Raw genomic sequence first — 21,090 nt, forward strand, 5'->3', positions numbered from 1 at the left:
CGGTGTGGCCGCCGGTGTGACGGCCGGTCAGACCACCCCGGGTGCCAGCGGACGCTGCGGAATGCCGCAGCGGGCACGGAAATCGGTGGAGGGCTGACGGATACCGTCGAGATCCGCCCGCACCTGCGGGTTGGCGTCGAGATACTGCTGGGTCTGCGCGCCGATCTGACTCTTGGGCAACCCCTGCAGACCGGTGAAGAACGCGTTCACGTCGGGGTGGGTGAACAGATAGCTCGACATCGCCGCCGAGACTCCCGCCATGATTCCCGTCATGTCGGCGGTGGTGCAGTTGGGCGGCGGATCCGCTGCGGCCGGCCCGGCCATGACCAACGCTGCGGGTCCCGCCACACTCAGCATCACCGCACCGGCGCCGAACGCCACCGCAACTGCACGACGCACGGAACGACGTGATGTCATCGAGCCCCCTTGATTCGAATCTGTCTCCGCTGCTCATGCTAGGGCAGCAGGTGGGCGAACACAGCGATTTCGGCTGCGCCCACCGGCAATCGCCGGCGCGCGCAGCGCGATCAGGACGCGGCCTTCTCGTCCTCGACGGTGGCCGCTATCTCCTCGAGTTGCTCGATGCGGGTGCGCGCATAGGCCTGCTGCTCGGTGATCGTGAGCTGACCGCGTTGGCTGCCGATGAACGTGCTGATCCACGACAGCGAGGTGGTCAGCCTGGCCTTGAACCCGACCATGTAGATCAGGTGCAGGAAAAGCCAGGCCAGCCATGCGAAGAAGCCACTGAATTCGATCTTGCCGATCTTGGCCACGGCCGAGTACCGCGACACCGTCGCCATCGAGCCCTTGTCGAAGTACTGGAACGGCTCGCGCGTCGCGGGGTCGGCGCCCTTGAGCTCGGCCTTGATCAGCTTGGCCGCGTACTTGGCGCCCTGGATGGCGCCCTGGGCCATGCCCGGCACGCCTTCGACGGCGGCCATGTCGCCCACGACGAAGACGTTCGGGTGACCGGGCACCGTCAGGTCGGGCAGCACCTTGACCCGGCCGGCGCGGTCGATCTCGGCGCCGGACTGGTCGGCGATGATCTTGCCCAGCGGGCTGGCCGAAACGCCGGCCGACCACACCTTGGTCGCGCACTCGATCCGGTCGGTGCTGCCGTCGCCGCGCTTGACGGTGATGCCGTTGCGGTCGACGTCGGTGACCATGGCCCCGAGCTGGATCTCCACGCCCAGCTTCTCCAGCCGCGCCGCGGCCTTCTGGCCCAGCTTCTCACCCATCGGCGGCAGGACGGCCGGGGCGGCGTCGAGCAGGATCACCCGCGCCCGGGTCGAGTCGATGTGGCGGAAGGCGCCCTTGAGGGTGTGGTCGGCAAGTTCGGCGATCTGCCCGGCCATCTCCACGCCGGTCGGTCCGGCGCCGACCACGACGAACGTCAGCAGCTTCTGGCGACGGACCGGGTCACTAGAGCGCTCGGCCTGCTCGAAGGCGCCCAGGATGCGGCCGCGCAGTTCCAGGGCGTCGTCGATGGTCTTCATGCCGGGGGCCCACTCGGCGAAGTGGTCGTTGCCGAAGTAGGACTGACCCGCGCCGGCGGCCACGATGAGCGAGTCGTAGGGCGTGCGGTAGGTGTGGCCGAGCAGGATTGAGTCGATCGTCTTGTTGTGCAGGTCGATATTGGTGACCTCGCCGAGCAGCACCTGGCAGTTCTGCTGATTGCGCAGGACCACGCGGGTCGGCGGCGCGATCTCGCCCTCGGAGATGATGCCCGTCGCGACCTGGTACAGCAGCGGCTGGAACAGGTGGTGGGTGGTTTTGGCGATGAGCTTGATGTCGACGTCGGCCCGCTTCAGGCTCTTGGCGGCATTGAGCCCGCCGAAGCCGGATCCGATGATGACGACCTTGTGCTTATCCGATGGGGTGGCACCGGGGTGGGTCATTTTCGCTCCTCAACGACATGCACAGGACGACCTCTACGGTAGTCGCCCGCGCCGCGGACGTCTCCCGTCGGCCCCCTGACGGACGACGTGATGTGGGCCACCGGCCCGGGGGATCACCCGGCCAGTACCGGGCGCAGTGTCTCGGCGACGGCGGTGAGCCGGCCTGGGTGGTAGCCGTCGATGCTGGTCACTGGGCTGAGGATGACCCCGTCGACGCCGGTGTCGAGGATCTTGGTTTTGACCTGCTCGGCGATCTGCTCGGGGCTGCCGAAGACGGCCTGCTGGCGGAAATCTTTCGGGATCAAGTCCGCGGTGACGTTCTCATCGATGACCGCGAGGGCGAGCACGCTGGTCTCCAGGGTGCCCGGGTCGCGGCCGATCTCCTCGCAGCGCCGCTTGACCACGTCGACCTTGTGGGTCAGCTCGTTGAAGCCGGCGATGATGTTGAGGTGGTCGAAGTAGCGGGCCGCCAGCGGGATCGTCTTCTTCTCGCCGCTGCCGCCGATCATCAGCGGGATGTGGTCGCGGAACCGGGGATTGGCGAAGGCCTGCTGGGTGCGGTAGTAGGTGCCGTCCACGGTGACCTGCTCGCCGCGCAGCATCGGCAGAATGATCTCCAGCGCCTCGTCGAGCTTGTTGAACCGGTCGGTGAAGGTGCCGAACTCAAACCCCAGCGAGTCGTGTTCCAGCTCGAACCAGCCGGTGCCGATGCCGAGGATGGCCCGGCCCTGGCTGATCACGTCCAAAGTGGTGATGGCCTTGGCCAGCAAAGTCGGGTTGCGGTAGGTGTTGCCGGTGACCAGCGTGCCGAGCTGGACGTTCTGTGTCGCGGCGGCCAGCGCGCCCAGCGCGGTGTAGGCCTCTAACATCGGCTGGTCGGGGGTGCCGAGCCCGGGCAGTTGGTAGAAGTGATCCATCAGAAACACCGAGTCGAACCCGGCTTCCTCGGCCTCCCGCGCCTGGGCGATCACCGTCGGAAACAGCTCGGCCACACCGGTCCCGTAGGAGAAGTTAGGTATCTGAAGACCAAGGCGAATAGTCACCCCGTCGACATTAACCGTCGTCGGCGAACTCCAGGTGAATCGACGTCGGTAGTCGGGTCAGCCGAAGTTGGCCAGCGCGCCGCGGGCCACGTGCAGGGTCTGCCCGGTGATGTGTCGGGCCGCGGGTGTGGTCAGGAACAGCGCCAACCGGGTGATCTCGGCGGCCACCGACGGAGGAGTGCTCGACAGTCCGTCGTAGGTCGGCTCCGCGCCGCGTCCGCAGGCGACGGTGTTGATGGTGATGCCGCGCGTGCCGAAGTAATCGGACTGTCCCGCAGTCCAATTGGACAGCGCGGCTTTCATCGCAGCCTCGGCTCCGCCGTCGCGCGGGCTATCCGGGACGACGGTCACGATGGACCCGCCGGAGCGTAGATGGTCGCCGATGTTCTGGACCAACAGCACGGCCGAGAGCACGGTGGCGTCCAGCGCGCTGCGCCAGGCGTTGGCCGTGTCGGGCACCGTGTAGGTGCGCGGATCGCCGCCGGCCCAGGCCGGGGCCGGCACGTGGACGATGGTGTCGAGGTGGTGCGGGAAATCGGTGCGCGTCTCGGCCAGCGCGGCCGGGTCGGTGGTGTCGCACACGATGGCGTCGATGTCGAGTTCCTTGGCGGCGACCTCGAGATCGTCGCGGCGCGCGCCGCTGATGATGACCCGGTGGCCGGCATCGCGGAAGCCCTCCGCAATGGTGCGACCCAGTTCGGTGTCCCCGCCGGTGACCAGCACGTCCATCGCCTTTGACCTCCTCGTGCCACGCCCTGGGCGAGATCCCAGTCGTGTTGGCGTCGATTGAAGAAAAATGTTACTGGACAGTAGCTAGAAGGTGCTAATGCGGTGACGACACGATCCGGACACGACACAAGGTTTCGCCCTAGGGTGTGACGGGTGAGGCGTGCCGCGGGCAGGACTGCGCCGCCGCTGCCGCGCTGGCTGTACGTCCCGGCGGGCGTTGGCGCGGCGTTCGTGGTGTTGCCCCTGATAGGAATGGCCGCCAAAGTCGACTGGACGCGCTTCGCAGCGTTGGTCACCAGTCCGGCTTCGCAGGCGGCGCTGCTGTTGAGCCTGCGAACCGCCGCCGCCAGCACCGCGCTGTGCCTGCTCCTGGGTGTGCCGATGGCGCTGGTGCTGGCCCGCAACGACGGCCGGCTGGTCCGCAGCCTGCGTCCGCTGATCCTGTTGCCGTTGGTGCTGCCGCCGGTGGTCGGTGGTATCGCGCTGCTGTATGCGTTCGGTCGGCTGGGCCTGATTGGCCACTACCTAGAGGCCGCCGGGGTCCGCATCGCGTTCACCACGACGGCGGTGGTACTCGCCCAGACGTTCGTCTCGCTGCCTTTCCTGGTGATCGCACTGGAGGGAGCCGCCCGTACGGCCGGTTCGGACTACGAGGTGGTGGCCGCGACGCTGGGTGCCCGGCCCGCCGTCGTGTGGTGGCGGGTGACCCTGCCGCTGCTGGCGCCTGGCCTGGTGTCGGGTGCGGTGCTGGCATTCGCCCGCGCGCTGGGGGAGTTCGGCGCGACGCTGACATTCGCCGGCTCGCGCCAAGGCGTGACCCGGACGTTGCCGCTGGAGATCTATCTGCAACGCGAGAGTGACCCGGCTGCCGCGGTCGCCCTGTCACTGCTGCTCGTGGTCGTGGCCGCGGTCGTGGTGCTGGGGCTTGGCACCCGGCGGTTGTCCGGCTGGAGCGGCGGGTGAGCCGGCGTGGCTGAGCTGCACTTCGCCGCCACGGTCGCCGACCGCGGGTTCGACGTGGCGTTCGATGTCGAGGCGGGCGAGGTGCTGGCGGTGTTGGGCCCCAACGGGGCCGGCAAGTCCACCACGCTGCACGCGATCGCGGGCCTGTTGCGACCCGACACCGGCGTGGTGCGAGTGGGCGGGCGGCCGCTCACCGACGTGGCTGGGGGCGTCCATGTGCCCACCTATGACCGGCGCGTCGGCCTGCTGTTGCAGGATCCGCTGCTGTTTCCCCATCTGAGCGTGCAGGGCAATGTTGAGTTCGCGGCCCGCACCCGGGGCGCCGGGCGGCGCGCGGCCCGCCGCGACGCCGAGGTCCGGCTGGCCGAGGTGGGCCTGGCCGAGTTCGCCGGGCGCCGGCCCGCTCAGCTCTCCGGCGGGCAGGCGCAGCGCGTCGCCATCGCGCGCGCACTGGCCGCCGAACCGGAGGTGCTGCTGCTCGACGAGCCGCTGGCCGGCCTCGACGTCGCAGTCGCGGCGTCGGTGCGGGCACTGCTGCGGGGGGCGGCGACGACGGGTGGCCGCGCAACCGTGCTGGTCACCCACGACCTGCTCGACGTACTGACGCTGGCCGATCGGGTGATGGTGCTCGATGGCGGTGCCGTCGCCGAGATCGGGCCGGTCAGGGAGATCCTCGCCGCGCCGCGCAGCCTGTTCGGTGCCCGGATCGCCGGGGTCAACGTCGTCCGCGGTCGGCGCGCCGGTGATGATGCCGTGCGCGCCGCCGACGGCATGGTGTGGCACGGCATCCGGGCGCAGGAACTCGCCGGCGACGCCGCACTGGCGGTCTTCACCCCGGCCGCGGTCGCGGTGTACCGGGACTTGCCGCACGGCAGCCCCCGCAACAGCGTCCCGGTCGTCGTCGCCGAGCTCGACGCGGACGGGGCACGGGTCCGGGTGCGGGCGGAGGAACAGTCCGACGGCGCGCCGGGGTTAGCGGCGGACATCACCGCCGAGTCGGCGGCGGCGCTGCGGCTGGGTGTGGGCGAGCGGGTGTGGTTCACGGTGAAGGCCCAGGAGGTTGCGGTGCATCCCGCCGAGCGCCCGGCTGTGGACTCGCTGGGAACCTGACCGCCCAACCCGTTCGCGAGTCGCCGCGGGACTAGCGGCCGACCTGGGCTTTCTGCGACTTTTGTGAGCTCGTCACAGCGTGGGCCGGTGCCACATCGTGAGCAGGCCACACTTGCGTCACGGCTGTAACACGGTAGGTTCATCGCCATGACACAGCCGGCCCCGATTTCGCGACGCCCGGGCCTGTGGACGGCGTTTGCGGTCACTGCGGTGACCGCCGTCAGCGCCGTCACGATCGCCCTGCCGTCGAACTCCGCGAGCGCGGATCCTGCGGCGCCGACGCCCACGACGGCGGCACCCGCCGCCCCGGCCGCGCCACCGGCAACCGAGGTCCCCGCCCCGCCAGCCGACCCGAACGCCCCGCCGGCCGCCCCGCCGCCCGCGGACCCGAACGCGCCGCCGGCCGATCCGAACGCCCCGCCGCCACCACCGGCACCGGAGCCCGGACGCGTCGACAACGAGGCAGGCGGGTTCAGCTACCTGTTGCCAGCCGGCTGGACCGTCTCGGACGCCTCGCGACTCAACTACGGTCAGGCGCTGCTGAGCAAGCAGACCGCGCCGGCCGAGAACGGCCAGCCCGCCCCCACCGCCAACGACACCAGCGTCATCCTCGGTCGGCTGGACCTGAAGCTGTTCGCCGGCGCCGAACAGGACAACGGCAAGGCCGCGATCCGGTTGGCGTCGGACATGGGTGAGTTCTTCATGCCGTTCCCCGGTGTGCGGATCAACCAGCAGAGCGGGGCCCTGCAGGCCGGTGACATGCCGGGCAGCTTCGCCTCCTACGACGTCAAGTTCACCGACACCACCAAGCCCAACGGGCAGATCTGGGCGGGCGTCGTCGGCACCGTCGTTCCCAACGCCCCCAAGGACCAGCGCAACCAGCGCTGGTTCGTGGTGTGGCTCGGCACCGCCAAGGATCCGATCGACCCGGCCGCGGCGAAGGCGCTGGCCGAGTCCATCCGTCCGTACAGCCCGCCGCCGCCACCGCCGCCGGCGGAACCGGATCCCAATGCGCCGGCTACCGACGCCCCGCCGCCGCCGACGGCGGGTGGCCGTATTCCGCTCGGCGTGCCCGTCCCGGTGGAGACGCCCGTTCCCGGAATGACGCCCGGCCAATAACAGATCGTGGCCGTTCGGATCGGTCAATCGTTACCGCAGAGCGGTATACCAAGGGGATGACGGCTCCGCAACGACGCGGGCCGGTGACTCGGAGGAGACCGTGATGGACATGTTGGCAACGACCGAGATCCTCGCCCGTTCGACGACGTTTACCAGCGTCGGCTGGATTGGTTACATCATCATCGGGGCGATCGCCGGCTGGATCGCCGGCAAGCTGGTCAAGGGCAGCGGCTCGGGGATCCTGATGAACATCGTCATCGGCGTGATCGGCGCCCTCATCGGTGGGTTCCTACTCAGCTTCTTCCTGGACACCGCGGCGGGCGGTTGGTGGTTCACCCTGTTCACCGCCGTCTTGGGCTCGGTGATCCTGTTGTGGATCCTCAGCAAGGTCCGGCGCGCCTAGCCCGATCCGCCCAGCGGTGCGCCGTCGAGGCGCACCGCCACGTCCGAGAGCGGCCGGCGCGGGGTCGCCGGTAGCGGGTCGGCGTTGAGCGCCGCCCAGCCGATCCGCAGCAGCATCTGCGGAAAACCGTCGCCGCCGAGCAGTTTCGTGCGTACCTCGTCGCGGGTGGCGGCGATCTCGAGCGGCTCGGTGAGCGGACAGCCGGCCAGCCCGAGCGCCGTGGCGGTCAGCAGCACCACCCCGGTGGCCTCACCCGCGCGCAACTGTGCCTGCGGATCGTCGGTCGCCGTCGAGAGCACCAACACCACGCCCGCGTCGTCGCGAGCCTCCACCCCGCTGGGCTGGTCCAGCACCGGGTTGGCGAACACCCGTGCCGAGAACGTGCTCTCGCGCCCGGACGGCGGGGTGTTGCGTGCCGGTACTCCCGCCGGTGTGCCGTGGCGACCACTCCACATCGACAACTCGGCAAGGTAGGCCGGGTCGCTGATGTGCTCGCGCACCGCATGGGAGACCACCTGCGCCAGTTCGCCGACCTCCTCGACCCGGCGCAGCATGACTCCCGATCGGGCGGCCCGGGCCGCCATCAGCGCGATGTCACCGCCGGGGACCGGCCACGAGGAGAACCACCGCCGGTCGGTGCGCCGGCGCGGGATCGCCGCCGCGAGTGCGATGTCCTGCTCGGCGAGTCCCGGGGCCAGAATCCGCACGCTGGCGAGGTGATCGGGCTCGGCGGGGTTGGGGAAGCGGTGTACCTCGCTAGTCCAGCCGAGCGCGGACAGTGCGACGGTGAAATGCTGCAGCGCGACACCGCAACTGAGCATCAGGTCGCGGCGCGCGGGGTCGATATGGGGGAGGTGCCGGGCGGGGTCGGCGTAGAGATGCACACTCTCCTCGCCGACGCGCCAGCGCCAGGGCTGGGAATTGTGGACCGAGGGTGCGCGGACCGCCAATGCCAGCGCCGCCTCGACGGTCGCCCGGTCGGGAAGTTCCCGCCCGATAGCCATATCCACATTCGGGTCGATGTTCATGTCCGCTCCTGCCCACTGCCAGTGCCGACTTCACCTTCACAGCGAAATCCCGGCTGGCACAGGCTCCGAAGGACCCCGATCGAGTGTCTTTGGTCCTTTGCCGACACAGGTGCCGACGCGGGACCGACGCCGGCGATGCACGATGGGTGGATGGCAGGACAACCGAGAACGATGCGTGCCTGGCGGGTACGCCGCCCCGGGCCCATGGCAAGCCATCCGCTGGAGCTCGAGGCCGCAGCGCCCATTTCGCGGCCCGGAGCCGGGGAACTGTTGGTGGCGGTCCGGGCCTGCGGCGTGTGCCGCACCGATCTGCATGTCTGCGAAGGGGATTTGGCGGTGCACCGGCGCCGGGTCACACCCGGCCACGAGGTGGTCGGCGAGGTCGTCGCCGTCGGACCGGCGACCGGTGCCGAGTTCACCGTGGGGGATCGGGTCGGGATCGCCTGGCTGCGACACACGTGCGGGCGGTGTCGGTACTGCCGTCGCGGCGCGGAGAACCTGTGCCCGGATTCTCGGTACACCGGCTGGGACGCCGACGGTGGTTACGCCGAGTTCGCCACGGTGCCCGCCGATTTCGCACACCACCTGCCCGACGGCTACAGCGACACCGAGCTGGCGCCGCTGCTGTGCGCGGGCATCATCGGTTACCGTTCACTGCTGCGCGCGGAGCTTCCCGCCGGCGGCCGGCTGGGCCTATACGGGTTCGGCGGCAGCGCCCACATCACCGCGCAGGTCGCGCTCGCCCAGGGCGCTGAGGTGCACGTTATGACCCGCGGCGCCGCGGCGCAGGAGCTGGCGTTGGCATTGGGCGCGGCCTCGGCGCAGGGCGCAGCCGACCCGCCGCCGGTCAAGCTCGACGCGGCGATCCTGTTCGCGCCGGTCGGCGATTTGGTGCTGCCGGCGCTCGAAGCGCTCGACCGGGGTGGCACGCTGGCGATCGCGGGCATCCACCTCAGCGACATCCCGGTGCTGAACTATCAGCGACACCTGTTCCAGGAGCGTCAGATTCGCTCGGTGACGTCGAACACCCGTGCCGATGCCCGCGAGTTCCTGGCGTTCGCCGGGCAACACCACATCGAGGTGACCACACCGCAGTATCGGCTGGATCACGCCGACCGCGCGCTGAGCGACCTGGCCGGCGGCCGCATCGCCGGGGCGGCGGTGTTGCTGCCCTGAGCGATCAGAGCGCGGCGAGCACGCCGCGCAGTTCGGCCGCCAGGCTGCCGCGGTCTTGGCGGTAGAGCGGTCCGGTTCCGTCGGAGAGCAGCATCCGTAGGCGCGCGACGCCGCGGGCCCGGACCGGGCGGGGCGAGTGCAGCAGCAGGGTGATGTCGTCGACCACGTCGCGGCAGCGCGCCAGCCGCTCGGGATGAGCGGGGATGCGTGGCGGCAGACCCGGGCCAGTGCGGTCCCTGTCGAACAGTGCCTGGCGCAGCGAGCGGGCCAGTGCCTCCCGTTCTTCGACCGACGTCAGCCGCGTCATGTGCACCGCGAGGGGTGTGCCCGCCATCGGCACGATGCCCGCTTCGACGTCCCGATCGAGGCGTCCGGCGAACATCTTGGCGCGCCATCGGGTCGCGACGGTCGCGGGTTCGGAGACGTCGGGCGACACACTGCTGGCGCGGGCGCCCGATGGCCGGATACCGGTGCGGCGGGTGTTACCGTGGGATTCGTTGTGCCCCATGGGCTTTTCCTGTTCCGAGCCGGCCTCGTCGCCGACTCTAATGACCAATGATGAAGCTACACCGGTCATGCGTGACTAGTCAAATTGCTTCACCGGTCATTTCGCTCTAGGCTGGTCCCATGATCCAGGCCCCTGTGCAGTGGCCCGGCGACGCCGACGCCAAACCGGCACCGGAGCCGCTTGCCCTGGTGCAGGCGCTGGTCAACACCATCGACCTGGAATCAGGGTTGGACCGACTGGCGCAGCCGCCGGATGCCGAGCCGTGGTTGCGGGCCCACGGTCTGCTGCCCGCCGGTCACGATGTCGGCGCGGACGATCTGCGCACCATCCGCGAGGTTCGGGAGGCATTGCGCGCCATGCTGGTGCACAATGCCGGCGGCGGCGCGCCTACACCCGAGCAGCTGCGGCCGCTGCGCCGCGTCGCGCAGGCGAGCAGCGCCCGGGTCCACCTCGGCGCGGACGGCGCGGTCCGTGTCGCGGCCGATACCGACGGCGATTCCCTCGACGCGCGGCTGCTCGGGCTACTGCTGGTGGTGTCGGAGGCGCAGCGCGACGGCACCTGGGGACTGTTGAAGGCCTGCCACAACGACGACTGCCGGTGGGCCTTCTACGACCGGTCCCGCAATCACGGCGGCACCTGGTGCGACATGGCGAGCTGCGGCAACAAGCTCAAGAACCGGGAGTTCCGGGCCCGCCGAAACCGGCGCTGACCCCCGGGCGCTCAGGTGGACAGGTGCCAGACCAGCGCGGCGGCCAGGGCGCCCAGACCGTTCAGCGACCAGTGCAGCGCGATCGGCGCGATCAGGCTGCCACTGCGCCGACGCAGCCAGGTGAACACGAAACCGGCGGCGCCGGTGGCCACCACCGCCATCGCCACCCCGGCGACCATGCCGAACACACCGCCGCCGAACATCCGGGTGAAGCCGACGTTGCTGCTGGTCAGGCCAAGTGAGGTGGCGATGTGCCACAGGCCGAACAGCAGCGACCCGGCGGCCGCGACCCCGCGGAACCCCCAGGCCCGGTCCAGTGCGCCGTGCAGTACGCCGCGGAAGGCGAGTTCTTCGGGGATGACGGTCTGCAGCGGGATGATGATCATCGACGCCAGCAGCGCCCCGGAGAGCGTGGCGTAGTGGTTGTTCAGGAACATCGGGCGGGTCCAGGGCAGTAGCGCCCCGACCGCGATCACCGTGAGCACCAGCAGCACAGCGCCCGCCGCGTAGAGCGCACCCGATCGCCAGTGCTCGCGACCCAGGCCCAGTTCGGCCCAGCCCAGTCCGCGAGAACGCACCAGCACCAGAAGGCCGACGGCGGCGGCGGGCACCACCGCGACGTTGGCCCACGGCGTGGTGAAGTGGGCGATCAGGTTGGTGATGGCCAGCACCACCACGACGACGCCGATGTCGACGTACGCACGGAAGTGATGCAGGGCGGCCAACTGGGCCACCGGGGCCGACGGCACAGCGACATCGGCCGCGGTGAGACGTGATGGCGCGACCGCCGCGCTGAAATCAGACATTTGCTACCAGTGTACGCGCGCGCCGGATCTACTCGTTGTCCCCGCCGGTGGCGGCAACGGCGTCTACCGACGAGGCGACGCCCGTCCCGTCCGCCCCCTTTGCCCCCGGCCACACCCAGTCCCGCACCTCCGGCAGGTCGTCGCCGTGGGCGCGGGTGTATTCCCGTGCCGCCAGCCGCTGGTCGACCATCTGCTGGCGCAGGGTCGCGCACGTGGAACCGAGGCCAGGGACGCGGTCGATGACGTCGATGACGAGGTGGTAGCGGTCCAGGTCGTTGAGCATCACCATGTCGAAGGGCGTGGTGGTGGTGCCCTCCTCCTTATAGCCGCGGACATGGATGCGGCTGTCGTTGCTGCGCCGGTAGGTCAGCCGATGGATCAGCCAGGGATAGCCGTGGTAGGCGAAGATGACCGGCTTGTCGGGCGTGAAGATCATGTCGAATTCCCGGCTGGACAGCCCGTGCGGGTGCTCGGTGTCATCCTGCAGTCGCATCAGGTCCACGACGTTGACGAAGCGCACCTTCAGCTCGGGCAGGTGGCGGCGCAGCAGGTCGGCGGCCGCCAGTGCCTCCAGGGTCGGTACGTCACCGGCCGCGGCGAGCACGACGTCGGGGTCTTCGCCGAGGGTCTCGGTGCCGGCCCACTCCCAGATCCCCAGCCCGCGGGTGCAGTGCGCGATCGCCTGCTCCATAGTCAGGAAGGTGGGGTGCGGTTGTTTGCCCGCGACGACGACATTCACGTACTGGCGCGAGCGCAGGCAGTGGTCGTAGGTGGACAACAGGGTGTTGGCATCCGGCGGTAGGTAGACCCGTACCACGTTGGCGCTCTTGTTCACGACGTGGTCGATGAACCCCGGATCCTGGTGGGAGAAGCCGTTGTGGTCCTGGCGCCAGACGTGGCTGGACAGAAGGTAGTTGAGGCTGGCGATCGGGCGCCGCCAGGCGATGTGGTCGGTGACCTTCAGCCACTTGGCGTGCTGGTTGAACATCGAGTCGATGATGTGGATGAACGCTTCGTAGCAGTTGAACAGGCCGTGCCGGCCGCTCAGCAGGTAACCCTCCAGCCAGCCCTGGCACTGATGTTCGGACAACATCTCCACCACGCGGCCGGCTCGCGCCAGGTGCTCGTCGACCTCCGGCGAGAGGAACTCGGCGTCCCACTGTTTGTCGGTGACGTCGAAGACGGCCTGCAGGCGGTTGGACGCGGTCTCGTCGGGTCCGAAGATGCGGAAGTTGTCCGGGTTGAGCCGGATCACCTCGGTGAGCCACTGCCCGAGCACTCGAGTCGCCTCGGCGATCGTCGCGCCGGGCGCGGGGACGTCGACGGCGAAGTTCCGGAAGTCCGGCAGCCGCAGGTCCTTGAGCAGCAGGCCGCCGTTGGTGTGCGGGTTGTCGCTCATCCGCAGCTGCCCCGCCGGCGCCAGGGCGGCGATGTCCGGGTCGAGCCTGCCGTCGGCGTCGAACAATTCCTCGGCGCGGTAGGACGCCAGCCAGTCGGCCAGCACCTGCAGGTGTTCGGGGGTGTCGCGGGCGCTGGCCAGCGGCACCTGGTGGGCCCGCCACGAGCCGGTGGTCTTCTTGCCGTCGATGTAGGCCGGGCCGGTCCAGCCCTTGGGGGTGCGGAACACGATCATTGGCCAGGCCGGCCGCGCCTCGTCGTCGGCGCGGGCCTTGATGGCGGCGATCTCGTCGAGCACCTCGTCGAGCAGGACCGCGAAGCGCCGGTGAGCATCGGCATGGTCGGCGGCACCGCCAGGCCCCTCGGAGTCGGCGACCTCGAAGAAGTAGGGCTTGTGGCCGTAGCCGAGCATCAGGCTCCGCAGCTCGTCCTCGGGTATGCGGGCCAGCACAGTGGGGTTGGCGATCTTGTAACCGTTGAGGTGAAGGATCGGCAGCACGACGCCGTCGCGCGCCGAGTTGACGAACTTGTTGGAATGCCAGCTGGTCGCCAGCGCACCGGTCTCGGCTTCGCCGTCGCCGACGACGGCCACCACCAGCAGGTCCGGGTTGTCGAAGGCCGCGCCGTACGCGTGCGACAGCGCATAGCCGAGTTCGCCGCCCTCGTGGATTGAGCCCGGCGTCTCCGGGGCGACGTGCGACGGGATGCCGCCGGGAAACGAGAACTGCCGGAACAGCCGGCGCAGTCCTTCGGTGTCCGGGGTGATGTCGGGGTAGGTCTCGCTGTAGGTGCCGTCGAGGTAGGCGTTGGCCACCAGTCCTGGACCGCCGTGGCCCGGGCCGGTGACGTAGATCGTGGGCTGGCTGCGCTCGGCGATTGCCCGGTTGAGATGGGCGTAGAGGAAGTTCAGGCCCGGCGTGGTGCCCCAGTGTCCGAGCAGTCTCGGTTTGACGTCCGCACGGGACAGCGGCGTGCGCAACAGCGGGTTGTCCAGCAAGTAGATCTGGCCGACGGACAGATAGTTGGCTGCCCGCCACCACCCGTCGAGGCGGGCAATGGTTTGCTCGCTCACCGGTTCGTCGTGCGATGGTCGCCAGGCAACAGTCGGTGTGGAGTCCATAGGGCCCATCAAACCCCGATTCGGCGGACTGTGCCGGTGCGCACACCGTTTGTTAACGCACGCTTACCTGCGCCGAGAGCTATGCCGCTGCTCTACTACGCTGACCGGCGTGCTGAGCTTCGTCGCGACGCAATCGGATGCGTCTCACTGCATTGATGACACGTGGCAGTCGCCGGGGGTGAGCGCATGAGGGCCGGCGAGCCGTTGCTCGCCTCGGTGCGGGTGCTGGATCTGTGTGACGGCGACGGCGACGCGGTGACCCGGCTGCTGGCCGACCTGGGCGCCGAGGTCATCAAGGTCGAATGCCCCGGTGGTGCCGCGGCTCGCGCCGCACTGCCGCTTCTGGCCGGGGTGAGCATCCCGTTCGCCTTGCACAATGCCAACAAGCACAGCACCGTGTTGGACCCTGCTGACGAGGCCGACCGCGCGCGGTTCTTCGAGTTGGCCGCCGGTGCCGACATAGTCGTCGACAGCGGAATCCCTGGTCAGTCCGCGGCATTCGGGACGTCGTGCGCGGAACTGGCCGACCGGTTCGATCACCTGGTGACGTTGTCGGTCACCGACTTCGGTAGGCAGGGCGCGCGGGCATCCTGGCAGGCCACCGACGCCGTGTTGTACGCGATGTCCACCGCGTTGTCGCGGTCGGGTCCAGCGGTCGGCACCCCGGTGTTACCGCCGGACGGCATCGCCTCGGCCACTGCGTCGGTCCAGGCGGCGTGGGCGGTGCTGGTCGCGTATTTCCACCGGTTACGCTGTGGCGCCGGCGATTACATCGATTTCTCGCGGTTCGACGCGGTTCTGTTGGCGCTGGATCCGCCGTTCGGCACCCAGGGGCAGGCGGCGACGGCCCGCAACACCGCCGAGAAGTGGCGCGGACGGCCGAGGAACCAGGATGCCTACCCGATCTTCCCGTGCCGTGACGGCTATGTGCGCATCTGTGTGCTGGCGCCGCGGCAGTGGCGGGGGCTGCGGGCATGGCTGGGGGAGCCCGAAGAGTTCCAGGATCCGCGCTTCGATTCGATCGTGGCGCGGATGAAGGCCTTTGGCCAGCTGAGCGAGTTGATCGCGGCGCTGTTCGCCGAGCAGACGATGGCCCAGCTGGTCGCCGAGGGACAGGCGCACGGCGTGCCGATCGCGGCGGTGTTGACCCCGTCGGAGGCATTGGAGTCCGAACACCTGACCGCTGTCGGTGCGTTGACCGACACCGAGTTGGCACCCGGTGTCACCGCGCGGGTCCCGGTCGGTTACTGGGTTGTCGACGGCGTGCATGTTGGCTACCGCACCCCGGCGCCCCGTCTGGGTAGCAGCGAAAGTCATTGGCAAACACCGCATTTCGAGTCAGACCCGACGGGGCCGATCGAGCGTGCGCCGCTGGCGGGCATCCGGATCCTGGATCTGGGTGTGATCGTGGCGGGCGGGGAGTTGAGTCGGTTGTTCGCCGACCTGGGCGCCGAGGTCATCAAGATCGAGAGCGCGTCCTACCCCGACGGGCTGCGGCAGAAGCGCGAGCACCAGCAGATCAGTGAGTCGTTCGCGCGGGCGCACCGCAACAACCTGGGACTGGGCCTGGAACTGCGCAGTACGGCCGGCACCGCGGTCTTTGGCCGGCTGGTCGGCGCGTCGGACGCCGTGTTCGCGAATTTCAAGCCCGGAACCCTTGCCGCGCTGGGCTTTTCTTACGAACGGCTGCGGGAGATCAACCCGGGCCTGGTGCTGGCCGAGAGCAGTGCGTTCGGCGACACCGGTCCGTGGAGCAAGCACATGGGGTACGGACCGCTGGTGCGTGCAGGCATCGGGGTGAGCCGGTTGTGGACGTCACCCGAGCCGCCGCCGCCCACCGCGCGGCATGCCTTCTACGACGCCACCACGATCTTCCCCGATCACGTCGTCGGCCGGATCAGCGCCATCGGCGCCCTGGCCGCGCTGATCCGCCGGCAGCGCCTCGGCGTGGGCGCCCGCTTGCACGTCTCGCAGGCCGAAGCCGCAATCAACCAGCTCGACACCCTCTACGTGACGCTGGCCGCGGTGGCGCACGGGGCCGACCGCGTCGAGGCCGACCACACCGTTCACCGGGTGCTGGCGTGCGCCGGCGACGACGAGTGGTGCGTGGTGTCGATCCGGTCCGACGCGGATCGCGCTCAGATCGCCACGGCGATCGGCCAGGCGGGGACGGCACCGGATGCCCTCGATTCGGCGCTGGCCGAGTGGGCGCGCTCGCAGGCTCCGGACCAGGCGGCAGCCGTGCTGCAGGCCGCCGGCGTACCGGCCGGGCCGATGTACCGCCCCGACGAGGTGTACCACGACCCGCAGGTGCGGGCACGACATGTGCTCACCGACATGACACATCCGTTGTTGCCCGAGCCGTTGCCTGCCGAGGCCGGCCCGGCGTCCTACCGCACCATCGCGCCGGTGCCGCAACGTCCCGCGCCGCTGCCCGGCGCCGACACCCGCCAGGTCTGCGCGGAGGTGCTGGGCATGGACACCGGCGAGATCGACCAGCTGCTCGCCGACGGAGTGCTGTTCGGCGCCGAGGAGAGAACAGGAGTGGACGCATGACCGCTGGGGCGCGATTCTTCATCGACGGACGTTTCCGCGGCGCCGAGCACACCGAGCCGGTGCTCGAAGCGGCCACCGGGGAGTTGCTGGGCAACGGGGCCAGCGCCACCGAGTCCGACATCGACGCCGCGGTGGCCGCGGCCCGAGCCGCACTGCCCGATTGGCAGTCCGCCTCGCCGGATCACCGCGCAGAGTCGCTTGTCGCGTTCGCGGCGGCACTTGAGAAGCGGGCGCGGACCACCGACGAACTGGTAACCCGGGAGAACGGCATGCCGATGTCGTTGTCGCGCGGCGCCAACGGCCGTTTCCCGGCGGCGCTGGTCCGCTACTACGCGCAGCTGATCACCCAGACCGCCATCGAGGAGATCCGTCCGAGCATGATCGGGCACACGATCGTACGGCGCGAGGCCGTCGGGGTGGTCGCCGCGATCGTGCCGTGGAACTATCCGCAGGCGCTGGCCGCGTTCAAACTGGCGCCGGCGTTGGCCGCCGGGTGCACGGTGGTGCTCAAGGCTGCGCCCGAAACAGCGCTGGACGCACTGATTTTCGCTGAGGCGGCCGAGGAGGCCGGACTGCCGCCGGGGGTGCTCAACGTGGTGCCCGGCGGGGCACCGGTCGGCGCCTACCTCGTCGCGCATCCCGGGGTAGACAAGGTCACCTTCACCGGGTCGACCGTCGCCGGCCGCCTCATCGGCGAGGTCTGCGGCCGGCTGTTGCGTCCGGTCACCCTTGAGCTGGGCGGCAAGTCCGCGGCGATCATCCTCGACGACGCCGACTTGGACGCCACGATGAAGGGCCTGCGCAACGCCTCGTTCGTCAACAACGGCCAGACCTGCCACCTGAGCTCACGGATCCTCGCGCCGCGGTCGCGATACGACGAGGTGCTCTCGGCGCTGGCCGACATGGTCGACGGACTCACCGTGGGCGACCCGCTGGACCCGTCGACCGACATCGGGCCGCTGGTCAGCTCCCGCCAACGCGATCGCGTCCTTGGCTACATCGAAGCTGGCAAGGTCAGCGGCGCCAGACTCCTTGTCGGCGGGTCGGTTCCGCAAGACCAGTCGCGCGGCTGGTTCGTGTCCCCGACGGTGTTCGCCGATGTGGACAACGCCGACCGAATCGCCCAGGAGGAGATCTTCGGCCCGGTGCTGGCGGTCATTCCCTATGACGGCGACGAGGAGGCGATCGCGCTGGCCAACGACAGCGACTTCGGGCTGGCAGGCACGGTGTGGTCCACCGACGACGAGCGCGCCACCGAGGTGGCCCGCGCGGTGCGCACCGGCACCGTCGGCGTCAACGACTATCAATTGGACTTCCGCGCGCCGTTCGGAGGGGTGAAGTCCAGTGGCATCGGCCGCGAGCTGGGGCCGGAGGGCCTTGAGGCCTTCTTCGCGCTGAAGTCGATCTACCGGGTCGGACCCGCGGCGGGCTAAGCCCGACCCGCGCCGCCGAGCGGCCAGTTACGCTGCGCAGTTACGCTCTGCCTGAGCGGTTTTCGCGCATCGTAACTGGCCGGCCGGCGGACGTCGGACAGGGGTTTAGCCGCCGGTGCCGATGCAGCCGACGCCGTTGATGCAGCCGCCACCGCCGCCGGGGCCGCCGCCGCCGCTACCCACGCCGGGGATGGATCCACTGCCGCCGCCGGGGCCGCCGCTGCCGGTCGGGCCACCGGGGATGCTGCCGCCACCACCACCGGGGCCGCCGCTGCCGGTCGGGCCACCGGGGATGCTGCCGCCGCCACCGTTGGCGTCACCGCCACCGGTCACTCCGCCGGGCGCGGTCGTGGTGTCACCGCTGGTGGGGCTGGTGGTGACCGTCACCTCGGTCGACGACGAGGTCGTGGTCGACGATGTCGGCGAAGTGGAACTGCTCTCCGAACCGCCGCTGTCGCTGCTTCCGCAGCCCACAGCCATCGTCAGCAGCGCGGCGCCACCGACCAGCGTCATCGCGGTTCTGGAAATTCGTCGTCTCGATCCGAGAGGCATCCGGCCCTCACTTCCTTGTTAGGGGACATCTCCAGATACCCAGCCCCGGCCCGGCCGAATCCTGCGACGAACCTGCTCTCCCACCGCTACGGCCGGCGGGCGGTCCCGGCTTGCCCTAGTCCCGCGCGAACGCCGCCGCGGCCTCCCGCTCGAGGTCGAGATACTGGTCCGGGCCGATGTCCACGGCTACCCCAAGGATCCGGCCACCGCTGAACGGGAATCCCGGCGGATAGGACCGGCTCACCGGATCGGCGCTGTCGTAGCCGACGCACAGTCCGTCGCCGCACAGCGTGAACGGGCCGATCTGGGCCCGCATCGGACCTTCGGCGACGACCTGCTCGCCCACATACAGTTTCGCTGTCCCCAGCGATTCCATGTGCTCGCCGGCGCCCTCGCGAACGAATTCGGCGCCGAGGGTCAGCTGGCCGGGTTCCAGCTCCGGGGAGACGAAGGTCTGCTCCGGCTTGATGCCGAGGAAGTTGTAGACGTAGTGCAGCTTGCGGTCCTTGATGAACAGGGTGTGCCCACCGAACCGGGAACCGTGGGCGAAGATGACCCCCTCGGACTCCGGGGTCACCTCCACGTCGGCGACAATCTTGTAGGAGCGACCGCGGATGTTCACCGCCGTCGACTCGGGCACGGGTGCGGTCTCTGGGTAGTAGATGTAGCGGGAGCGCGGCGGCTCACCTTGGGGCCGCACATCTCCGATCTGTTCGACGGCAGGACGATCATCCAGTGGCAGAACGAAATTCGCCTCCGCCTCCTCGAACCACGCGTCGATGAGTTCTTGCAGTTTCTCCGGGTGTTGCGCGGCGAGGTTGCGGGACTCGGCCCGGTCGGAGTCGACGTGGTAGAGCTCCCAGACGTCTTTGTCGAAATGGCCCTTACCGCTGATCGGTGCGTGCAGCGCGGCGGCCTTCCAGCCGTCCTGCCAGATGCCGCGGGTGCCCAGCATCGAAAAGTACTGGCGCTTCTTGGTGGTCGGGGCGTGGGCGTCGTCGAAGCTGTAGCGCATCGACACCCCGTTGAGCGGGTACTGCTCCACCCCGCGGTACACCGTAGGCATCTCCAGCCCGACGGCTTCCAGAATGGTCGGCACGATGTCGGTGCTGTGGTGGTACTGGTGGCGCATCTCGCCCTTGGCCTTGATCCCGTTGGGCCAGTGGACGACCAGCGGATCACAGGTGCCGCCGGCGAACTGCGCGTAGCGCTTGAACATCTGGAACGGCGTGGAGAAGGCCACCGCCCAGCCGGTGGGGTAGTGGTTGTAGGTTTCCGGGCTGCCGAGTTCGTCGAAGTAGGACATGTTCTCCTCCAGGCTGTCGGGATAGCCGTTGAAGAACTTGTTCTCGTTGACCGATCCGTTGGGGGTGCCCTCACCGGAGGCGCCGTTGTCGGCGCAGTACAGGATCAGGGTGTTGTCCAGCTGGCCGGTGCGCTCCAGGAAGTCGACGATGCGCCCGACCTGGACGTCGGTGTACTCGGAGAAGGCCGCGAACACCTCGGCCATCCGGCAGAACAGTTTCTTCTCCTCGTCGTTGAGCTCGGCCCAGGGCCGCACGTAGTCGGCCTCGTTGGCGACGTCGGCCGGCATCGGGTTCAGCGGCGTCAACTCGGTGCCTTCGGGCACCACACCGCGCTCGATCATCCGGGCCAGCACCCACTCGCGGTAGGCCTCGTAGCCGTCGTCGAACACGCCCTTGTACTTGTCGATGTAGTCCTGTGGCGCATGGTGCGGGGCGTGGTTGGCGCCGGGGCAGAACCACATGAACCACGGCTTGGACGGAGCCGAGGACCGCAGGTCGCGCAGCATCCGAATCGCCTGGTCGGCAAGGTCTTTGGACAGGTGGTAGCCCTCTTCGGGGGTGTAGGGCGGTTCGATGGCGTGGTTGTCCTCGATGAGGTCCGGGTACCACTGGTTGGTCTCGCCGCCGAGGAAGCCGTAGAACCGGTCGAAGCCCTTCGACAGCGGCCACTCCGATTTGCTGCCGCCCGGGGACAGGTCCTCCACCGGTACGTTGTGGTTCTTGCCGAGCCACATCGTGGCGAAACCGTTGTCCTGCAATACCTGTCCGATGGTGGCGCACTCGGCGGGTAGCCGGCCGGCCGCCCCTGGGAAGCCCATCGACCCTTCGGTGATCGACGCGCAGCGGTTCACGTGGTGGTTGCGCCCGGTCAAGAAGGTCGACCGCGTCGGCGAGCACAGTGCGGTGGTGTGCCACTGGGTGTAGGTGACGCCGTTGTCGGCCAGCCGGTCGAGGGTCGGCATGCTGATCCGGCCGCCGTAGGGCGACCAGGCCGCCTGACCGGTGTCGTCGTAGAGGACGATCAGGACGTTGGGCGCGCCTTCGGGTGCTTTCTTGAGCTGATAGGGCGTCCAGTCCGGGACCGAATCTCGAATGTCTAGCTTGATGACGCCCTTGAATGGCTCGGCCATGCTTGTCCTCCCGGTATCGGCGGCACCTTGCTCGGCCGCGGTCCGGTCATGGTTGCACCGGCTGCGGCGTGGCGCAGACGAACGTGGAGTCCGTCATCGGT

General features: G+C 69.3%; 19 protein-coding genes. 9 read left to right on the forward strand and 10 right to left on the reverse strand.

All coding sequences use genetic code 11. The features are described 5' to 3' along the window. Positions 1-27 precede the first annotated feature (27 nt). The 4 genes from ACXDF8_RS07130 to ACXDF8_RS07145 all read right to left on the reverse strand — a co-directional run bounded on the left by ACXDF8_RS07130 (position 28) and on the right by ACXDF8_RS07145 (position 3,670). On the reverse strand, positions 28-417 hold the full coding sequence (locus ACXDF8_RS07130; protein ID WP_457222546.1) for a heme-binding protein: 390 nt from the start codon (positions 415-417) through the stop codon (positions 28-30). A gap of 110 nt (positions 418-527) precedes the next feature. Continuing rightward, positions 528-1,898: a type II NADH:quinone oxidoreductase Ndh gene (locus ACXDF8_RS07135; protein WP_457222547.1), complete on the reverse strand. Its 1,371-nt coding sequence runs from the start codon at positions 1,896-1,898 to the stop codon at positions 528-530. A 113-nt stretch (positions 1,899-2,011) separates the two neighbouring features. Further along, complete coding sequence (locus tag ACXDF8_RS07140; RefSeq protein ID WP_457222548.1) at positions 2,012-2,941, reverse strand: LLM class F420-dependent oxidoreductase; 930 nt, start codon at positions 2,939-2,941, stop codon at positions 2,012-2,014. A gap of 57 nt (positions 2,942-2,998) precedes the next feature. Beyond that, positions 2,999-3,670 (reverse strand): SDR family oxidoreductase, encoded by a 672-nt coding sequence (locus tag ACXDF8_RS07145; RefSeq protein WP_457222549.1) that lies wholly within the window; start codon positions 3,668-3,670, stop codon positions 2,999-3,001. Positions 3,671-3,823: 153 nt separating this feature from the next. On the opposite strand from ACXDF8_RS07145, the gene ACXDF8_RS07150 reads away from it, so the two are divergent. The 4 genes from ACXDF8_RS07150 (at position 3,824) to ACXDF8_RS07165 (ending at position 7,265) form a co-directional block, all read left to right on the forward strand. After that, the gene (locus ACXDF8_RS07150; protein ID WP_457222550.1) at positions 3,824-4,633 is read left to right on the forward strand and encodes an ABC transporter permease; all 810 of its coding nucleotides are present in this window, start codon (positions 3,824-3,826) and stop codon (positions 4,631-4,633) included. Between the two features lie 6 nt (positions 4,634-4,639). Continuing rightward, positions 4,640-5,743: a sulfate/molybdate ABC transporter ATP-binding protein gene (locus ACXDF8_RS07155; protein WP_457222551.1), complete on the forward strand. Its 1,104-nt coding sequence runs from the start codon at positions 4,640-4,642 to the stop codon at positions 5,741-5,743. A gap of 147 nt (positions 5,744-5,890) precedes the next feature. Further along, positions 5,891-6,862: an APA family fibronectin-binding glycoprotein gene (locus ACXDF8_RS07160; RefSeq protein ID WP_457222552.1), complete on the forward strand. Its 972-nt coding sequence runs from the start codon at positions 5,891-5,893 to the stop codon at positions 6,860-6,862. A gap of 103 nt (positions 6,863-6,965) precedes the next feature. Next, on the forward strand, positions 6,966-7,265 hold the full coding sequence (locus ACXDF8_RS07165) for a GlsB/YeaQ/YmgE family stress response membrane protein (protein WP_457222553.1): 300 nt from the start codon (positions 6,966-6,968) through the stop codon (positions 7,263-7,265). On the opposite strand, the gene ACXDF8_RS07170 is transcribed toward ACXDF8_RS07165, so the two are convergent. Then, positions 7,262-8,293 carry an Acg family FMN-binding oxidoreductase gene (locus tag ACXDF8_RS07170; protein WP_457222554.1) on the reverse strand — a complete coding sequence of 344 codons (1,032 nt, stop codon included), beginning with the start codon at positions 8,291-8,293 and terminating at the stop codon, positions 7,262-7,264. The genes ACXDF8_RS07165 and ACXDF8_RS07170 overlap by 4 nt on opposite strands. Before the next feature lie 150 nt (positions 8,294-8,443). Between ACXDF8_RS07170 and ACXDF8_RS07175 the strand changes: the two genes are divergently transcribed. Further along, positions 8,444-9,469 carry a zinc-binding alcohol dehydrogenase family protein gene (locus tag ACXDF8_RS07175; RefSeq protein ID WP_457222555.1) on the forward strand — a complete coding sequence of 342 codons (1,026 nt, stop codon included), beginning with the start codon at positions 8,444-8,446 and terminating at the stop codon, positions 9,467-9,469. Between the two features lie 4 nt (positions 9,470-9,473). Here the strand turns inward: ACXDF8_RS07175 and ACXDF8_RS07180 are convergent, their stop codons facing one another. Then, on the reverse strand, positions 9,474-9,977 hold the full coding sequence (locus tag ACXDF8_RS07180; RefSeq protein WP_457222556.1) for a hypothetical protein: 504 nt from the start codon (positions 9,975-9,977) through the stop codon (positions 9,474-9,476). 119 nt (positions 9,978-10,096) lie between these two features. Between ACXDF8_RS07180 and ACXDF8_RS07185 the strand changes: the two genes are divergently transcribed. Next, on the forward strand, positions 10,097-10,687 hold the full coding sequence (locus tag ACXDF8_RS07185; protein ID WP_457222557.1) for a CGNR zinc finger domain-containing protein: 591 nt from the start codon (positions 10,097-10,099) through the stop codon (positions 10,685-10,687). Between the two features lie 11 nt (positions 10,688-10,698). Here ACXDF8_RS07185 and ACXDF8_RS07190 read toward each other — a convergent pair whose 3' ends face one another. Together ACXDF8_RS07190 and ACXDF8_RS07195 are read right to left on the reverse strand one after the other, a co-directional pair. Next, complete coding sequence (locus tag ACXDF8_RS07190; protein ID WP_457222558.1) at positions 10,699-11,493, reverse strand: CPBP family intramembrane glutamic endopeptidase; 795 nt, start codon at positions 11,491-11,493, stop codon at positions 10,699-10,701. Between the two features lie 28 nt (positions 11,494-11,521). Next, positions 11,522-14,011 (reverse strand): phosphoketolase family protein, encoded by a 2,490-nt coding sequence (locus ACXDF8_RS07195; RefSeq protein ID WP_457222559.1) that lies wholly within the window; start codon positions 14,009-14,011, stop codon positions 11,522-11,524. A 186-nt stretch (positions 14,012-14,197) separates the two neighbouring features. On the opposite strand from ACXDF8_RS07195, the gene ACXDF8_RS07200 reads away from it, so the two are divergent. After that, positions 14,198-16,567, forward strand: a complete 2,370-nt coding sequence (locus tag ACXDF8_RS07200) for a CaiB/BaiF CoA-transferase family protein (protein ID WP_457222560.1) — start codon at positions 14,198-14,200, stop codon at positions 16,565-16,567. Then, complete coding sequence (locus ACXDF8_RS07205) at positions 16,564-18,000, forward strand: aldehyde dehydrogenase (RefSeq protein ID WP_457222561.1); 1,437 nt, start codon at positions 16,564-16,566, stop codon at positions 17,998-18,000. Before ACXDF8_RS07200 ends, ACXDF8_RS07205 begins: the two co-directional genes overlap by 4 nt. 105 nt (positions 18,001-18,105) lie before the next feature. On the opposite strand, the gene ACXDF8_RS07210 is transcribed toward ACXDF8_RS07205, so the two are convergent. Beyond that, a complete protein-coding gene (locus tag ACXDF8_RS07210; RefSeq protein ID WP_457222562.1) occupies positions 18,106-18,387 on the reverse strand; it encodes a hypothetical protein in 282 nt (93 codons plus the stop codon). Between ACXDF8_RS07210 and ACXDF8_RS07215 the strand changes: the two genes are divergently transcribed. After that, complete coding sequence (locus ACXDF8_RS07215; protein WP_457222563.1) at positions 18,374-18,574, forward strand: hypothetical protein; 201 nt, start codon at positions 18,374-18,376, stop codon at positions 18,572-18,574. The two genes, ACXDF8_RS07210 and ACXDF8_RS07215, sit on opposite strands and share 14 nt — an antisense overlap. 93 nt (positions 18,575-18,667) lie before the next feature. Here ACXDF8_RS07215 and ACXDF8_RS07220 read toward each other — a convergent pair whose 3' ends face one another. Next, entirely contained in the window at positions 18,668-20,989 is a 2,322-nt protein-coding gene (locus ACXDF8_RS07220; protein WP_457222564.1) for an arylsulfatase, read from the reverse strand. Positions 20,990-21,090: the final 101 nt, after the last annotated feature.

It is taken from the genome of Mycolicibacterium sp. CBM1, from assembly GCF_054073305.1.

Bases quoted from the DNA above. Each gene is read 5' to 3' on its own strand.
- ACXDF8_RS07130 (WP_457222546.1), bottom strand. From the start codon at position 417: ATGACATCACGTCGTTCCGTGCGTCGTGCAGTTGCGGTGGCGTTCGGC.
- ACXDF8_RS07135 (WP_457222547.1), bottom strand. From the start codon at position 1,898: ATGACCCACCCCGGTGCCACCCCATCGGATAAGCACAAGGTCGTCATC.
- ACXDF8_RS07145 (WP_457222549.1), bottom strand. From the start codon at position 3,670: ATGGACGTGCTGGTCACCGGCGGGGACACCGAACTGGGTCGCACCATT.
- ACXDF8_RS07160 (WP_457222552.1), top strand. From the start codon at position 5,891: ATGACACAGCCGGCCCCGATTTCGCGACGCCCGGGCCTGTGGACGGCG.
- ACXDF8_RS07165 (WP_457222553.1), top strand. From the start codon at position 6,966: ATGGACATGTTGGCAACGACCGAGATCCTCGCCCGTTCGACGACGTTT.
- ACXDF8_RS07170 (WP_457222554.1), bottom strand. From the start codon at position 8,293: ATGAACATCGACCCGAATGTGGATATGGCTATCGGGCGGGAACTTCCC.
- ACXDF8_RS07175 (WP_457222555.1), top strand. From the start codon at position 8,444: ATGGCAGGACAACCGAGAACGATGCGTGCCTGGCGGGTACGCCGCCCC.
- ACXDF8_RS07180 (WP_457222556.1), bottom strand. From the start codon at position 9,977: ATGGGGCACAACGAATCCCACGGTAACACCCGCCGCACCGGTATCCGG.
- ACXDF8_RS07185 (WP_457222557.1), top strand. From the start codon at position 10,097: ATGATCCAGGCCCCTGTGCAGTGGCCCGGCGACGCCGACGCCAAACCG.
- ACXDF8_RS07190 (WP_457222558.1), bottom strand. From the start codon at position 11,493: ATGTCTGATTTCAGCGCGGCGGTCGCGCCATCACGTCTCACCGCGGCC.
- ACXDF8_RS07195 (WP_457222559.1), bottom strand. From the start codon at position 14,011: ATGGACTCCACACCGACTGTTGCCTGGCGACCATCGCACGACGAACCG.
- ACXDF8_RS07200 (WP_457222560.1), top strand. From the start codon at position 14,198: ATGAGGGCCGGCGAGCCGTTGCTCGCCTCGGTGCGGGTGCTGGATCTG.
- ACXDF8_RS07205 (WP_457222561.1), top strand. From the start codon at position 16,564: ATGACCGCTGGGGCGCGATTCTTCATCGACGGACGTTTCCGCGGCGCC.
- ACXDF8_RS07220 (WP_457222564.1), bottom strand. From the start codon at position 20,989: ATGGCCGAGCCATTCAAGGGCGTCATCAAGCTAGACATTCGAGATTCG.